This window comes from Streptomyces sp. NPDC007095 (assembly GCF_040634475.1).
Taxonomy (GTDB): Bacteria; Actinomycetota; Actinomycetes; order Streptomycetales; family Streptomycetaceae; genus Streptomyces.
The window spans coordinates 48,596-62,269 of the sequence record NZ_JBEYFS010000005.1 but is presented as its reverse complement, the minus strand read 5'-3'; the positions used below and the strand labels follow the sequence as shown (position 1 = coordinate 62,269).

At 71.5% G+C, this 13,674-nt stretch carries 14 protein-coding genes; 6 read left to right on the top strand and 8 right to left on the bottom strand.

Translation table 11 applies throughout. The features are described 5' to 3' along the window. Positions 1-2: 2 nt before the first annotated feature. From ABZ656_RS03210 to ABZ656_RS03200, 3 genes are read right to left on the bottom strand one after another with little or no spacing between them, the layout of a single operon-like run. Positions 3-524 carry a cupin domain-containing protein gene (locus ABZ656_RS03210; protein WP_101407822.1) on the bottom strand — a complete coding sequence of 174 codons (522 nt, stop codon included), beginning with the start codon at positions 522-524 and terminating at the stop codon, positions 3-5. A 7-nt stretch (positions 525-531) separates the two neighbouring features. After that, positions 532-1,746 carry a cytochrome P450 gene (locus ABZ656_RS03205; protein WP_101407821.1) on the bottom strand — a complete coding sequence of 405 codons (1,215 nt, stop codon included), beginning with the start codon at positions 1,744-1,746 and terminating at the stop codon, positions 532-534. 6 nt (positions 1,747-1,752) lie between these two features. Next, positions 1,753-2,877, bottom strand: a complete 1,125-nt coding sequence (locus ABZ656_RS03200) for a type III polyketide synthase (RefSeq protein ID WP_360264049.1) — start codon at positions 2,875-2,877, stop codon at positions 1,753-1,755. Between the two features lie 153 nt (positions 2,878-3,030). Here ABZ656_RS03200 and ABZ656_RS03195 point away from each other — a divergent pair, with 153 nt between their 5' ends. After that, complete coding sequence (locus ABZ656_RS03195; RefSeq protein ID WP_360263961.1) at positions 3,031-3,705, top strand: transcriptional regulator; 675 nt, start codon at positions 3,031-3,033, stop codon at positions 3,703-3,705. Between the two features lie 42 nt (positions 3,706-3,747). Here the strand turns inward: ABZ656_RS03195 and ABZ656_RS03190 are convergent, their stop codons facing one another. Genes ABZ656_RS03190 through ABZ656_RS03170 form a run of 5 tightly spaced genes read right to left on the bottom strand, consistent with a single transcriptional unit; the run spans position 3,748 to position 8,445 of the window. Next, on the bottom strand, positions 3,748-3,987 hold the full coding sequence (locus ABZ656_RS03190) for a DUF6213 family protein (protein WP_054228947.1): 240 nt from the start codon (positions 3,985-3,987) through the stop codon (positions 3,748-3,750). Positions 3,988-4,011: 24 nt separating this feature from the next. Beyond that, on the bottom strand, positions 4,012-5,406 hold the full coding sequence (locus tag ABZ656_RS03185) for an NADP-dependent succinic semialdehyde dehydrogenase (protein WP_101407818.1): 1,395 nt from the start codon (positions 5,404-5,406) through the stop codon (positions 4,012-4,014). A 53-nt stretch (positions 5,407-5,459) separates the two neighbouring features. Further along, positions 5,460-5,927 (bottom strand): NUDIX domain-containing protein, encoded by a 468-nt coding sequence (locus ABZ656_RS03180; RefSeq protein ID WP_101407817.1) that lies wholly within the window; start codon positions 5,925-5,927, stop codon positions 5,460-5,462. Then, positions 5,924-7,462, bottom strand: coding sequence for an ATP-dependent DNA ligase (locus tag ABZ656_RS03175; protein WP_101407816.1), 1,539 nt, complete (start codon positions 7,460-7,462; stop codon positions 5,924-5,926). Before ABZ656_RS03175 ends, ABZ656_RS03180 begins: the two co-directional genes overlap by 4 nt. Positions 7,463-7,506: 44 nt before the next feature. Beyond that, on the bottom strand, positions 7,507-8,445 hold the full coding sequence (locus tag ABZ656_RS03170; RefSeq protein ID WP_360264046.1) for an NAD(P)/FAD-dependent oxidoreductase: 939 nt from the start codon (positions 8,443-8,445) through the stop codon (positions 7,507-7,509). A gap of 87 nt (positions 8,446-8,532) precedes the next feature. Here ABZ656_RS03170 and ABZ656_RS03165 point away from each other — a divergent pair, with 87 nt between their 5' ends. The 5 genes from ABZ656_RS03165 to ABZ656_RS03145 all read left to right on the top strand — a co-directional run bounded on the left by ABZ656_RS03165 (position 8,533) and on the right by ABZ656_RS03145 (position 13,512). After that, positions 8,533-9,129 (top strand): XRE family transcriptional regulator, encoded by a 597-nt coding sequence (locus ABZ656_RS03165; protein WP_360263955.1) that lies wholly within the window; start codon positions 8,533-8,535, stop codon positions 9,127-9,129. 94 nt (positions 9,130-9,223) lie between these two features. Continuing rightward, positions 9,224-10,201 (top strand): NADPH:quinone oxidoreductase family protein, encoded by a 978-nt coding sequence (locus ABZ656_RS03160; RefSeq protein ID WP_101407815.1) that lies wholly within the window; start codon positions 9,224-9,226, stop codon positions 10,199-10,201. Further along, positions 10,198-11,379 (top strand): acyl-CoA dehydrogenase family protein, encoded by a 1,182-nt coding sequence (locus ABZ656_RS03155; RefSeq protein ID WP_360263951.1) that lies wholly within the window; start codon positions 10,198-10,200, stop codon positions 11,377-11,379. Before ABZ656_RS03160 ends, ABZ656_RS03155 begins: the two co-directional genes overlap by 4 nt. Next, the gene (locus tag ABZ656_RS03150; RefSeq protein WP_360263948.1) at positions 11,376-12,479 is read left to right on the top strand and encodes an acyl-CoA dehydrogenase family protein; all 1,104 of its coding nucleotides are present in this window, start codon (positions 11,376-11,378) and stop codon (positions 12,477-12,479) included. The genes ABZ656_RS03155 and ABZ656_RS03150 overlap by 4 nt, the downstream gene beginning before the upstream one ends. 175 nt (positions 12,480-12,654) lie before the next feature. Next, on the top strand, positions 12,655-13,512 hold the full coding sequence (locus ABZ656_RS03145) for a phosphatidylinositol-specific phospholipase C/glycerophosphodiester phosphodiesterase family protein (protein ID WP_360263945.1): 858 nt from the start codon (positions 12,655-12,657) through the stop codon (positions 13,510-13,512). Positions 13,513-13,674 lie beyond the last annotated feature (162 nt).

The window sequence follows — 13,674 nt, the reverse complement described above, 5'->3', positions numbered from 1 at the left end:
CCTCACCGGTGTTTCAGAGGGGTGAGTTGCTCGATGTCGTACCTCGCCCTCAGTTCCTCGATCGCCGCATGGTCGGGTGGACCGCCCGAACCCAGGATCTCGAGCAGCTCCTCGAAGTAGCGCTCGTGGTCCGGGGGCGGGGAGGCCTGGAAGAACATCTTCGCCTGGGTCTCGGTGGGGTTGGAGAAGGCGTGCGGACAGCCCGGGGGCACGACGATGACCGTGCCCGGGGTCGCCCGTACCACCCTGCTGCCCGAACTCGACTCCCACTTCTGCCAGTTGTCGGGGGTCCGGATCAGGGGCTCGAAGGCGAGCACGTCCAGCTCGCCTTCGAGCACGTAGAACAGCTCCTCGCTGCGCGTGTGCACATGGGCGCCCACGTCGAACCCGGGCGGTACCAGTACCTCGAAGGTGGACGCCGTGCGCGAGTGTGAGCCGGTCACCTTGAACGTCACGTGCTGGGCCGGGGTTTGTACGATCCGGCCGTGACCGGGTGGTACGAGAAGCCCTTCGGTCATGGTCATCAGTCGCTCACCACGTCACGGGCAGGGCCTCGGGGCCACGGATCAACGCGCCTTTCCTGAACGGGACCTGACTCGGGGGGACGGCGAGCCGCAGCCCCGGCATCCGTTCCAGAAGCGCGTCGACCAGGAGTTCCGACTCCAGCCTGGCCAGCATCCCGCCCGGGCAGTAGTGCGGGCCGAAGCCGAACGCCACATGCGGATTGGGGCTGCGCTCGAAGTCGATGTGCTCCGGGTCCGGGAAGACCTCCGGGTCGCGGTTGGCGGCCAGGTACGAGACGTAGACCGGGTCGCCGGCCCGGATCAGTACGCCCCTGATCTCGATGTCCTGCCTCGCGATCCGCGACAGGCCGACCGTGTTGCGGTGCGGGATGTAGCGCAGCAGCTCGTCGATGGCCTGGGGGCGGATCTCCGGGTCGGAGCGCAGCCGGTCGGCCAGCGCCGGGCGGGTCATGAGCAGGTAGAACATCTGCCCGCTGTTGTTCGTGACCGCCTCGCCGCCGATCTGGAGGAGGACGGCGAGTCCGACGGCTTCCTCCAGATCGATCTCGTCCCGGCCCACGGCGGCGCCCAGCAGCGAGGTGACGTCCTCGTCCCTGCTGCCGCTCCGGGCGCCGATGAGCTTCCTGAAGTAGGCGCCCATATCCTCCTTGGCCTTCTCGCTGACCTCGGCACCGTGCGAGGAGGACAGGATCAGCTGCGTCCTGGTGTGTATGCCCTGCCGGTCGTCGGCCGGGACGCCCATCAGCTCGCAGATGACCGCGATGGGGAAGGGACTGAGGATCGCCTCGGTGAGATCGGCGGGCGGTCCGACCCGCAGCAGCTCGTCGACCATCTCGTCGAGCGTGCGCCGGGCCCTGACGCGGACCCGCTCCACCCCGCGCGCCGTGAAGGCCGCGGCCACCGAGCGGCGCAGCCGGGTGTGGTCGGGCGGGTCCAGGAAGCCCACCGCGCCCCGGGCCGGGATGAAGTGCGGGGCGAGCCGGGTGACCGGCTGGTCCATGACCGCCTCGCGGCCGAACCGCGGGTCGTTGGCGACCATGCGCACATCGTCGTGGCGGGTCACCAGCCAGGCCCAGCCCTCGCCGTTGGGCAGCTGGATCCGGGTGACCGGTCCCTCGCGCATCAGCTCGGTCAGGACCGGGTCGAAGTCCACGCCCTTCAGGTCGAGGGCGGGCCAGTGCCGGACAGGCGGCAGTGGCCCGGTGATCGTCTTCTGGGTCATTCGGGTTCACACCATCTCGTCGTTGGCGTTGCGCCAGCGGCCCAGGGCCATTTCCGCGGTGATGCCGGGGCCGAAGCCCGCGAGCAGTCCGCGTGCGGAGTGCTCGGCGCCGCCCTCGTCGAACAGCCGGCGCAGCGCGTCCAGGACGACGGCGCTGGCGATGTTCCCGTACTCGGTGAGGGTGGCCCGGCTGAACCGGAAGGCCTCCGGCGCGACCTCGAGGTACTTGCTGAGGTCGTCGAGGATCCTGGGGCCGCCCGCGTGGATGATGTAGAAGTCCAGGTCGGAGGCGTCCCAGTCGTGCTGTCGCGCGAGGGCGTGGAGGGCTGGGGCGAGCGGTTCCATCGTCCCGGGAACCCGCTTGTCCAGTAGGAAGTGGAAGCCCGTGGCGCGGACGTCGTACATGATCCAGTCCTCGGTCTTGGGGATCAGGTAGGAGCCGTTGCGCTCCAGGTGGATGCCGGTGCCGCCGTTGCCGCGGACGACGGCGGCGGCGATGCCGTCGCCGAACAGGCCGTTGCAGAGCAGCGAGCCGACGCTGAGGTCGGTCGGCTGGTAGCAGAGCGAGCAGAACTCGCAGGCCACGATGAGCGCGTTGGCGTCGGGGTACGCCGTGCAGAAGTCGTGGGCCCGGTTGATCGCGGCGCCGCCGGCCGCGCAGCCCAGCTGGGCTATGGGTATCTGCCGGGTGTCGCTGCTGAAGTCCATCGAGTTGATCAGCCAGGCCGTGAGCGAGGGCATCATGAACCCGGTGCACGAGACGTAGATGATCATGTCGATGTCGGTGGTGAGCAGCTCGGCGTCGTCCAGTGCCCGTTGTATGACGGCGGGGACGCGGGCCTTGGCCTCAATCTCGTAGACCTTGTTGCGTTCCTCGAAGCCCGGGTGTTTCAGCGTCTCCTCGATGGGCTGCACGATGTGCCGGGTTTGGACGCCGGTGTTCTCGATCAGCCGGAGTGCCAACGGCAGCTGGGGGTGGTCCTCATGACGGGAGCGGGCCAGCTCCAGCGTCTCCTCCATGGTGATCACGTATTCCGGCACGGAGACCGAAGGTCTGCACAAAGTCGCCATGACACGCGCCTTCTTTCGCCTTCCGGGGAACTCTCGTGCCCCGGCGGAAGGGTGGTTCACCCACGGGGGCGGTTCACCCACCGGGGTGGTCCATCCACGATCACCCGGAAGCGTGGGGATCTCTCGTCGGGTTACTCCATTCCGGGGATTCTTGGGAGGGTGCGGGAGCACGCGGGAAGAGGCCCCGGGACGGCCGAACCGAAGGAGTACGCCATGGTGCGCACGGCCAGGGAACTGCTGGAGGACGCCACGGCGAAGCTCGCCCCGGACCCCCACGCCAACCGGCTGTTGCCCCTCATCGCGCGGGGCGCGGCCCAGCGTTCCACGCTCGCCGCCCTCGCCCTCGAACAGCGCCATGTGATGGCCGCGGACCGCCGTGCGTTCCTGCATCTGGCCGAGCGTCCGGACGTCGAGCCGCAGAGTGCCGCCTTCTTCGCCCTCCTCGCGGAGGGTGAGGCTCTGGCCCAGGACCGGCTGGGTGCCTTTGCCGACGCCTGCGGGGTGGACGAGGCGCGGGCGGCGGCCTACGAGCCGCTCGCGGACTGCCAGGCCTATCCCGCGTACGTCGCGTGGCTGGCCCTGAACGGCTCACCGGCCGACGTGGTGCTCGCACTGAGCGCCAACTTCGCGACGTGGGGCGGCTATTGCTCGGCGATCGCCGAAGCCCTGCGCCGCCAGTACGGCTTCGGTGGCGAGGTGTGCGGCTTCTTCGACTTCTTCGCGGCACCCGCCCCGGAGCTGGAGCGGAAGGCGCTCACGGCTGTACAGGCGGGGCTGGACGCGGGGCGGATCGGGGAGACCGAGGTCCTCCGGTACGGGCGGCTGCTGCAGAGCTACGAGGCGAAGTTCTGGCACGCCCTGTGGGAACTCGACCAGCGGCCGGCCTGAGGGCGCGTCCGCCCGGCGCGCGGACCGGGCGGACGCGCGCCGTCAGTCGGACGTCGTCCCGCTGCTGTGCGCGATGCAGGCCACGTCGATGCGGTCGGCGAGTTTGGCGAGTTCGATGGTCAGCGTCGCCACCGTGTCCTCGTCGAGTCCGTCCTGGCCGGCCTCCACCAGGTGCAGCCACCGGCCGCCCACCGTGCGCAGCAGTTTGCTGACGTCGGCGGCCGCCACCTGCAACGTGCCGCGGTCGTCGACGATCAGAGGCAGGGTCACTTCGCGGTTCACAGGGGGATCGTAGCTGCGGAACGCTTACGCTCCGTGCCATACCGTGGTGATGTTGCAGAACTCGCGGATTCCGTGCCCCGACAGCTCACGTCCGTAGCCGGACCGCTTGGCCCCGCCGAACGGGAACGCCGGGTGGGAGGCGGTCATGCCGTTGAAGAACACGCCGCCCGCCTCCAGGTCGCGTACGAAACGGTCCACCTCGGCCTCGTCATTCGTCCAGACGTTCGAACTCAGCCCGAACGGCGTGTCGTTCGCGAGCGCCACCGCCTCGTCCAGATCGGCGGCGCGGTAGAGCGTGGCTACCGGCCCGAAGGTCTCCTCCTGGTGGACGCGCATCTCGGGGGTGATGTCGGTGAGGACGGTCGGCGCGTAGTACCAGCCGCGCTCCGTGAAGCCTTCGGGGCGCTCGCCGCCGCACAGCACGGTCGCGCCGTTCTCCACCGCGTCGTCGACGAGTTCCTCCAGGTCACCGCGGCCCTGTTCGGTGGAGAGCGGGCCGATGTCGGTGTCCTCGTCCAGCGGATCGCCGACCTTCAGCGCCTTCATGCCGGCCGCGAAGCGTTCGGCGAAGGCGTCGAACACGTCCGTGTGCACGATGAACCGCTTGGCGGCGATGCACGACTGCCCGTTGTTCTGCACCCGGGCCGTCACCGCGGTTTTCGCCGCCCGGTCCACGTCGGCGGACGGCATGACGACGAACGGGTCGCTGCCGCCCAGCTCCAGCACCGTCTTCTTGACCTCGTCCCCGGCGACCGAGGCCACCGAGCGCCCCGCCGGTTCACTTCCGGTCAGCGTCGCCGCCTTGACCCGGGGGTCGCGCAGGACGTCCTCCACGGCGCCCGAGCCGATCAGCAGCGTCTGGAAACAGCCCTCGGGGAAGCCCGCCCGGCGGAACAGGTCCTCCAGGTAGAGGGCGGTCTGCGGCACGTTCGAGGCATGCTTGAGCAGGCCGACGTTGCCCGCCATCAGGGCGGGCGCGGCGAACCGGACCACCTGCCAGAGCGGGAAGTTCCACGGCATGACGGCCAGCACCGGGCCCAGCGGCCGGTAGCGCACCAGGACGCGGGAGGCGCCGGAGTCCTTGACGTCGGAGCCGGCGGGCTCCTCGTCGGCGAGCAGCTCCTCGGCGTGGTCGGCGTACCAGCGCATCGACTTCGCGCACTTGGCGGCCTCCGCGCGGGCCTGCTTGACGGGCTTGCCCATCTCCGTGGTCATCACCCGGCCGATGTCGTCCCGTTCCTCGTCGAGGAGGTCTGCCGCCTTGTGCAGCAGCCGGGCCCGCTCGGCGAAGGACGTGGTGCGATAGTCGCGGAACGTGGTCTCGGCCCTGGCGAGCCTCCGCTCGATCTCCTCGGCGCCGAGCGCGTCGTACGTCTTGAGCGTCTCGCCGTTCGCCGGGTTCACCGTCGCGATGGGCATGGCCGACCTCCTGAAGCGGGCTGTTCTTCGAGCGGGCAGTTCTCCATAAGTCTCTACAGGCCCGAGTGCTCCGCCAGCCGGTCGAGAAACGCCGCCTGCGCCGGCACGATCAGCTCCCCGGCCCGGTCAAGGCCGAACCATTCCACCCGGTCCAGCTCGGGAAACTCCTGCCGCAGCCCCGACTTCGGCGGCCACTCCATCTCGAAGGTGCCCGGGACCACGGTCGCCGGGTCGAGGTCCGCCTCGATCGCCCAGGCCGTGACGACCTTGCCGTTCTTCTGCTCGACCTCGCCGAGCGGGACGGCCTCGCCGTCGGGCGGCGGCAGCCCCAGTTCCTCCTGGAACTCCCGGCGCGCCGCGTCCCAGGCGGTCTCGTCGGGCTCGTACTCGCCCTTGGGCACGGTCCATGCCCCGGCGTCCCGCCGCGCGAAGAACGGGCCGCCCATATGGCCGAGCAGCACCTCCGGACCGTCGTCGGCGCGCCGGTACAGCAGCAGTCCCGCACTGCGCTTCCCCTTCACGGGGCCACCTCCGGGTGTGCGGCGAGCAGGGTCTGGACCGTGTCGGCCTGCGCGGGCGTCTTGTCCTCGCGGTAGCGCACCACGCGGGCGAAGCGGAGGGTGACCCCGGCCGGGTAGCGGGTGGACCTCTGCAGACCGTCGTAGGCGATCTCCACGACGAGTTCGGGCCGTACGGTGACCACGTGGCCGCTGTCCTCGACGGCCAGCTCCCGGAGGCGCTCGGTCTGCCAGACCAGCATCGCGTCCGTCATGCCCTTGAAGGTCTTGCCGAGCATCGCGAAGGAGCCGTCCGCGGCGCGGGCCCCGAGGTGCAGGTTGGAGAGCTTGCCGGTGCGCCGCCCGTGGCCCCACTCGGCCGCCAGGACCACCAGGTCGAGGGTGTGCACGGGCTTGACCTTCAGCCACGACGCCCCGCGCCGGCCCGCGCTGTAGGGGGCGTCCAGGGCCTTCACCACGACACCTTCGTGACCGCGCTCCAGCGTCTCGGCGAGGAATCGTTCCGCCGAGGGGATGTCCTCGGGGCCGTGAGCGAGGGCGCGCCGCACCCGCATCGGCTCGGGCACCAGCCGCGCCAGCTCCGCGTGCCGTTCGGCGAACGGCAGATCCAGCAGATCCCGCCCGTCGACCGACAGCGTGTCGAAGAAGACGGGAGAGACCGGCACGCTCTTGGCGGCCGTGGCCACGTCCACCCGCGAGCCCACCCGCCCGGCCGTCTCCTGGAAGGAGCGCGGCCGCCCGACCTCGTCCAGTGCGATCACCTCGCCGTCCAGGATGAACCGGGTGCCCTGCAACTCCACCGCTGCGGAGGTGAGTTCGGGCAGCCGGTCGGTGATGTCGTCGAGGGTGCGAGTGTAGATCCGTACGTCGTCGCCGTCGCGGTGCAGCTGTACGCGGATGCCGTCGAGCTTCTCCTCGACGGCACACGCGCCCAGCTTCTCCACGGCCTCGGACACGGACGTGGCGCTGTGGGCGAGCATGGGCAGCACCGGGCGGCCCACCGTGAGCCGGAAGTCGTCCAGGGCCCCCGGGCCGTCCGTCAGCAGCGCCTGCGCCACCGTCTTCAGCGATCCGGCGAGCATCACCGCCCGCCGCACGTCCGCGGCGGGCGCGCCGGTCGCCTCGGCGAGCCCCTCGACCGCGACCGCGTCCAGCGCGCCCTGCCGCACCTCGCCGGTGAGCAGCCCGAACAGGAACCGCTGCTCGTCCTCGGTGGCCGCCGCGCGCAGCTCGTCCATCAGCCGCCTGCGCTCCGCCTGCGAACCGGTGCCCGTGACCGCGCCGACCTCCGTCAGCCGGGCGTCCACGTCCCGCACCGTGAGCGAGGGCTCGGGCGCCGGCGGCACAGGCCCGCTCAGCAGCTTCCAGCCGATGCCGAGCCGCCCCTGCGGGAGACGGCCCGCCAGATACGGGATCACGATCGGCACGTCGTCCGCTTCGGCGTCCCGGAACAGCTCGGCGAGCAGGGCGGTCTTCCGGGACCGCGCCGAGGTGGCGGCGACCTCCCGGGACACACGGGCGAGCCGGGCGAGCAGCATGGAGCCATGGTGCTACGGAGGGACGCCGTCCACACCCGGGCGGTTCAGCTCCAGGGCCGGGCCGCGTCGAGGTCGGCGAAGAGCAGCTCGCCGTTGAGCGTGGCCGCCGCCCGGTAGCCCGCGCCCGCGGCGTTCACGACCTGCTCGGCGAAGCCCACCGCGTTGCCCGCCGCCCAGACGCCGGGCACGGTCGTCAGGCCCGTCTCGTCGACCACCGGGTACGTGCCGAACGGGGTCTCGCGCAGCTCGGCGCCCAGCCGCTGGAACAGGTCGTTGCGGGGGACCGCGCGCGGCGCCACGAAGAGCGTCGAGCGGTCGTGGACGGTGCCGTCCGCGAGCCGGATCCCCGTGAGCCGGTCGTCCTCGACGACGAGCCCCGCGACCTCACCGGACACCACGGCGGCCCCGGCCGCGGCGAGCCGCCTCGTGTCGTCGGCCGTCAGCTCCTCCTCGGCGACCGTGTGCAGGAACAGGGTGACGTCCTTCGACCACTGGGAGACCATCAGCGCCTGGTGGACGCTCATCGGCGAGGCGGCCAGCACCCCGAAGGACTTGTCGCGGACCTCCCAGCCGTGGCAGTACGGGCAGTGCAGCACGTCCCGCCCGAAGCGCTCGGCGACACCCGGGACCGTCGGGAGCTCGTCCGCCAGCCCGGTGGCGAGGATCAGCCGCCGCGCGTGCACGGTCCGTCCGGCCGCGAGCTTCACAAGGAACTCGCCGCTGCGTTGCCGGGACACGTCCACCGCCCGGTCCCGGACCAGATCGACGCCGTACCGCGCGATCTCCTCGCGCCCCGCGGCGAGGAACTCCGCGGGCGGCATGCCGTCCCGGGTCAGATAGCCCTGCAGATGCGCGGCCGGCGCGTTGCGCGGCTCGCCCGCGTCGACGACGAGCGTGCGGCGCCGGGCCCGGCCGAGGACCAGTGCGGCGGACAGGCCGGCCGCGCCGCCTCCGACGACGACGGCCTCGTACCTCTCGGTCATGTCGGTCATGGTGACCACCTCCACCGGAGACGGTCGCCCCGCCGGTGCCGCATTGACAAACGGCTTTGCCGAATCTGCAATAGAGGCATGAGCAAGGGCATGGATGACGATTCCCGGACGGACGAGGTGCTGGCCGAGGTCGGGCCGAGACTGCGGCGCATCCGCAAGGAGCGGGGCGCGACACTCGCCGGCCTGTCCGAGGCGACCGGCATCTCCGTGAGCACGCTGTCGCGGCTGGAGTCGGGGCTGCGCAAGCCCAGCCTGGAGCTCCTGCTGCCGATCGCCCGGGCCCACGAGGTGGCGCTGGACGAGCTGGTCGGCGCGCCGCCGGTGCGCGACCCGCGCGTACGCGCCCAGCCGATCGTGCGCGGCGGCCGCACCCACTGGCCGCTCACCCGGCAGCCCGGCGGACTCCAGGCGTACAAGGTGCTCGAACCGCAGCGCAAGCTCGAGCCGGAACCCCGGACCCACGAGGGCTATGAGTGGCTGTACGTGATGTCGGGGCGGCTGAGGCTCGTGCTGGCCGACCATGACGTGGTGCTCGGTCCGGGGGAGGCCGCCGAGTTCGACACGCGGGTGCCGCACTGGTTCGGGTCGACGGGAGAGGGGCCCGTGGAGTTCCTGAGCCTGTTCGGGCCACAGGGGGAGCGGATGCACGTGAGGGCGCGTCCGACCCGCTCGTGAGGGCGTGACGCACACGACTGTTCCCTGATCGGCAAGCGACCGCTTAGTATGCGGTCGAGCCCGGTCAGACAGAGCAGTCCCGTGGAGGCCCCGCATGCAGGCATGGCAAGTACACCAGCTCGGCGAACCGAGCCAGGTGATGCAGCTCCAGGACGTGGAGCGACCGGTGCCCGGTGAGGGGCAGGTCCTGCTCAGGGTGCGCGCGGCGAACATCAACTTCCCGGACGTGCTGATGTGCCGCGGGCACTACCAGGTCAGGCCGCCGCTGCCGTTCACGCCCGGTGTGGAGATCTGCGGCGAGACCGAGGACGGGCGCCGCGTGCTGGCCAACCCCGCGCTGCCGCACGGCGGTTTCGCCGAGTACGCCGTCGCGGACGCCGCCGCCCTGCTGCCCGCGCCCGACACCCTTGACGACGCCGAGGCGGCCGCCCTGCACATCGGCTACCAGACGGGGTGGTTCGGTCTGCACCGCCGGGCCCGTCTCGAAGCCGGCGAGACGCTGCTCGTCCACGCCGCCGCCGGAGGGGTCGGCAGCGCGGCCGTGCAGCTGGGGAAGGCGGCGGGCGCCACCGTCATCGGCGTGGTCGGCGGGGCCGACAAGGTGGCCGTGGCGCGCGAGCTGGGATGCGACGTCGTCATCGACCGACGTACCCAGGACGTCATCGCAGCCGTGAAGGAAGCCACCGGCGGCCGGGGTGCCGACGTGATCTACGACCCCGTCGGCGGCGAGGCGTACACCCAGTCCACCAAGGTCGTCGCCTTCGAGGGCCGGATCGTCGTCGTGGGCTTCGCCAGCGGCTCGATCCCCAGCCCGGCGCTCAACCACGCCCTGGTGAAGAACTACGCGATCCTCGGCCTGCACTGGGGCCTGTACGGCACCAAGAACCCCAAGCTGATCCAGCACTGTCACGAGCAGCTCACCGAGCTGGCCGCGCGCGGTGCCATCAAGCCGCTGGTCAGCGAGCGCGTGCCGCTGGGCGGCGGCGCGGCCGCCGTGCAGCGGGTCGGCGACGGTGTCACCACCGGCCGGGTCGTCGTGGTGCCCTCTCTCGGGAACGGAGCAGCCGCATGACCGACGCAGCCGAACTGCGCACCCGTACGAAGGAGTTGCTGGCGGCGCACCCGCCCGCGACCACGGACCGGCTCGATTTCCTCAAGGCCCGTTTCGACGCGGGACTCGCCTGGGTGCACTACCCCGAGGGCCTCGGCGGGCTCGGCGCCCCGCGCACCCTCCAGGCCGTCGTCGACGCCGAACTGGAGGCCGCCGGCGCCCCCGACAACGACCCGCGGCGCATCGGCATCGGCCTCGGCATGGCCGCGCCGACCATCCTCGGCTTCGGCACGGAGGAGCAGAAGCGCGACTTCCTCAGGCCGTTGTGGGTCGGCGAGGAGGTCTGGTGCCAGCTCTTCAGCGAGCCCGGTGCCGGGTCCGACCTGGCCGCGCTCGGTACCCGTGCCGTCCGGGAGGGCGACAACTGGGTGGTCAACGGGCAGAAGGTGTGGACCTCCAGCGCCCACCTCGCCCGCTGGGCCATCCTCATCGCCCGCACCGACCCGGACGTGCCCAAGCACCGCGGCATCACGTACTTCATCTGCGACATGACCGACCCGGGTGTCGAGGTGCGGCCGCTGCGCCAGATCACCGGCGAGGCCGAGTTCAACGAGGTCTTCCTCACCGACGTCCGCATTCCCGACGCGCACCGGCTGGGTGAGGCCGGTGACGGCTGGCGGGTCGCGCAGACCACGCTCATGAACGAGCGTGTCTCCATCGGCGGTATGCGCATCCCGCGCGAGGGCGGCATGATCGGCCCGGTCTCCAAGACCTGGCGCGAGCGTCCCGAACTGCGCACCCACGATCTGTACCAGCGGCTGCTGAAGCTGTGGGTGGAAGCCGAGGTCGCCCGGCTCTCCGGCGAACGGCTGCGCCAGCAGCTCGTCGCGGGCCAGCCCGGCCACGAGGGTTCCGGGATGAAGCTCGGATTCGCCCGCCTCAACCAGGAGATCAGCGGCCTGGAGGTCGAACTCCTCGGCGAGGAAGGCCTGCTGTACGAGGACTGGACGATGCGCCGACCGGAACTGGTCGACTTCACCGGCCGCGACGCCGGCTACCGCTATCTGCGCTCCAAGGGCAACAGCATCGAGGGCGGGACCAGCGAGGTCCTGCTGAACATCGTCGCCGAACGCGTGCTGGGCCTGCCGTCCGAGCCGCGCACCGACAAGGACGTCGCGTGGAAGGACCTCGCCCGATGACAACACAGAGCACCCAGCCCGATCTGCTCTACTCGGAGGAGGAAGAGGCGCTGCGCGCCGTCGTCCGCGGCCTCCTCTCCGACCACTGCGACGCGGCGGGTGTCATCGCCCGCACCGAGTCGGACACCCCGCACGACCCCGAGCTGTGGAAGGCGCTCTCGGACGGGATGGGCCTGGCGGGCCTGCTCGTGCCCGAGTCGCTGGGCGGCCAGGGCGCCACCCACCGCGAAGTCGCCGTGGTGCTGGAGGAGCTGGGGCGTGCGGTCGCGCCGGTGCCGTATCTGACCAGTGCCGTCGTCGCCACCGAGGCGCTGCTGGCCTGCGAGGGCGAGGAGGCCGCCGGGCTGCTTTCGGCGCTGGCGTCGGGCCGGACGATCGGCGCGCTCGCCGTCGCGCTGTCCGTGCCCCCCGGCGGCGCCCACAAGACCGTACGGAACGAGGGCGGCTGCCTGTACGGGGAGCTGACGGGGATCGCGGACGCGGCGGTGGCCGACGTGCTGCTGGTTCCGGCGGACGACGGCGGGCTGTACGCGGTGGACGGGGACGCCGTGACGGTCACCCCGCAGGTGTCCCTCGACCTCACCCGGCCGCTCGCCACGGTCGCCTTGGACGGGGTGCGGGCACGTCCCCTCGGCGCCGCCGAACCCGCCGTACGACGGGCCCTGCGCAGCGGCGCCGGACTGCTCGCCTCCGAACAACTCGGTCTCGCCGACTGGTGCTTGACCGAGACGGTCCGCTACCTCAAGGAACGCAAGCAGTTCAACCGGCCCGTCGGCGGATTCCAGGCGCTCAAGCACCGGCTCGCGCAGCTGTGGCTGGAGGTCGTCAACACACGCGCCGCCGCCCGCGCCGCCGCCGACGCGCTCGCGACCGGCAGCGCGGACACCGACGTGTCGGCCGCCGTCGCCCAGGCGTACGCGGCGCCCGTCGCCGTCCACACCGCCGAGGAGGCCCTCCAACTGCACGGGGGCATCGGGATGACCTGGGAGCACCCGGTTCACTTGTATCTGAAGCGGGCCAAGGCGGACTCGATCGCGTATGGCACGGCGGGAGCCCACCGCGCGGCGCTGGCCGAACTGGTGGACCTGCAAGCCCCCTGACGTACATCTGCCGGAGGCCCGCCCCACCAGGGGCGGGCCTCTTGGCATGCGCACCGCGGGTGAAGTGAACGGACAGCGGCAGTCCGGCCAACTCCCTTCACCACAGGGTGTGTTGGGCTGCCCAGGACCGCATACTCGCTGAGGTCCGTAGCGCACCCTTCAAGGGAGGCAGAGCATGGCCCTCACCACCCGTCGCAGAGCCCTCACCACCCTCGGCGCCGCCCTGGCGGGCTCGGTCGCCCTGCCCGCCTCGCGAGCACTGGCGGGGGAGGAGAAGCACCACACGCGCCCCCTGTGGCGTGCCCACGCGCACAACGACTACGAGCACCCGCGCCCCCTGTTCGACGCCCTCGACCACCGCTTCGGCAGCGTCGAGGCCGACATCTACCTCGTCGGCGACCAACTCCTCGTCGCCCACGACCCGGCCGACCTCGACCCGACCCGCACCCTCGAATCCCTCTACCTCGCCCCGCTCGCCGCCCGAGTGAAGGCCAACCGCGGCTCGGTCTACCGGGGTTACCGGGGGCCCCTGCAACTCCTCATCGACATCAAGACCGAGGGCTCGTCGACGTACCTCGAACTCGACCGCCATCTGAGCCGCTACCCGCACCTGTTCACCACCTACGCGCACGGCCGGGTGCGCCCGGGGCCGATCACCGCGGTGATCTCCGGCGACCGCGCCGCCCGTACGCCCATGGAGGCGCAGAGCGTGCGGCGCGCCTTCTACGACGGCCGGCTGACCGACCTCGGCAGCGCGGCCCCCGCCTCCTTCATCCCGCTGATCTCGGACAACTGGACGCTCAACTTCACCTGGCTGGGTGACGGCCCGTTCCCCGATGCCGAGCGTGCGAAGTTGCGCGGCATCATCGCGGCGGCCCACCGGCGCCACCAGAAGGTGCGGTTCTGGGCGACGCCCGACCTGGCGGGCCCGGCACGCGAGGCGCTGTGGGGCGAACTGCTGGCCGCCGGCATCGACTACTTCAACACCGACGACCTCGCCGGGCTCGAAGCCTTCCTCGACGCGCACGAGTAGACGCGCACGAGTAGACGCGTGCGCGTAGCACGCACGCGAGTGGACGCGCACGAGCAGGTGCACGCGCTGGTGTGCGAGTGGGCGTAGACACCACACGTTCGGAGGACACGTCAGCCGCCCGGACGAACCCTCCGCTACGCGACACTTGCGGCCGAAAGCCGC